This is a genomic window from Vibrio sp. D173a (assembly GCF_030248475.1).
This window is the reverse complement of record NZ_JAHGAH010000787.1, coordinates 1-715: the sequence shown is the minus strand read 5'-3', so window position 1 is coordinate 715 and position 715 is coordinate 1. Positions and strand designations below refer to the sequence as shown.

Below are 715 nucleotides of genomic sequence, written 5' to 3'. Positions count from 1 at the left end.
AGCGCCGCCTAATAATCCAATCAACGCCACAAAGCACCGAACCTTCTTCGGTGCTTTTGTTTTTTCTGAAAGTGACTACAATGCTCCACGCTTCCCCTTCAAACACACCACTGAAAAGACAGACACAGCCAATGATAAAGCTTAGCCATCGACTTCAATCCATCAGTAACCTCATTTCCAAGCCTTATGATCACATTTGGGATTGCTGCTGTGACCACGGTCATCTGGGGATGCAGCTTTTAGTGGAACAAAAGGCACCCAATATCCATTTTGTCGATATCGTGCCTAACTTAATGGCGGAACTGGAAACGACGCTCGGGCAGTATTTTTCCGATAGCCAGCCTTCCATTTCAAAAAGTGATTCAGATACTCAATGGCATGTGCACTGCATGGACGTTGGTCAACTGCCGTTAAGCGAGCAAAGCGGACAACATTTAGTAGTGATTGCGGGTGTCGGCGGAGAGCTAACACAGACACTGATTGACGCGATCATTTCAAATCACACGGATTTGGCGTTTGATTTCTTGCTGTGTCCGGTGCATCAGTTATTTGAGTTGCGTGAATATCTAGGGAAAGGTAATTTCTCGATGATTGACGAAAAGCTCATCGAAGAAAATCGTCGTTTCTATGAAATTTTGCATGTCTCTTATCAGCCAGAAACCAGTAAAAATGTAAGTACTCACTTATCCGAATACAGAGTTTCCCCCGTTGGTAA

The 715-nt window shown here is 44.5% G+C and carries 1 protein-coding gene; it reads left to right on the top strand.

The window, feature by feature from the left end; translation table 11 throughout:
• Positions 1–134: 134 nt before the first annotated feature.
• Positions 135–715: tRNA (adenine(22)-N(1))-methyltransferase TrmK (locus KIV40_RS29295; protein WP_309145838.1), on the top strand; the 581-nt coding region annotated here is incomplete at its 3' end.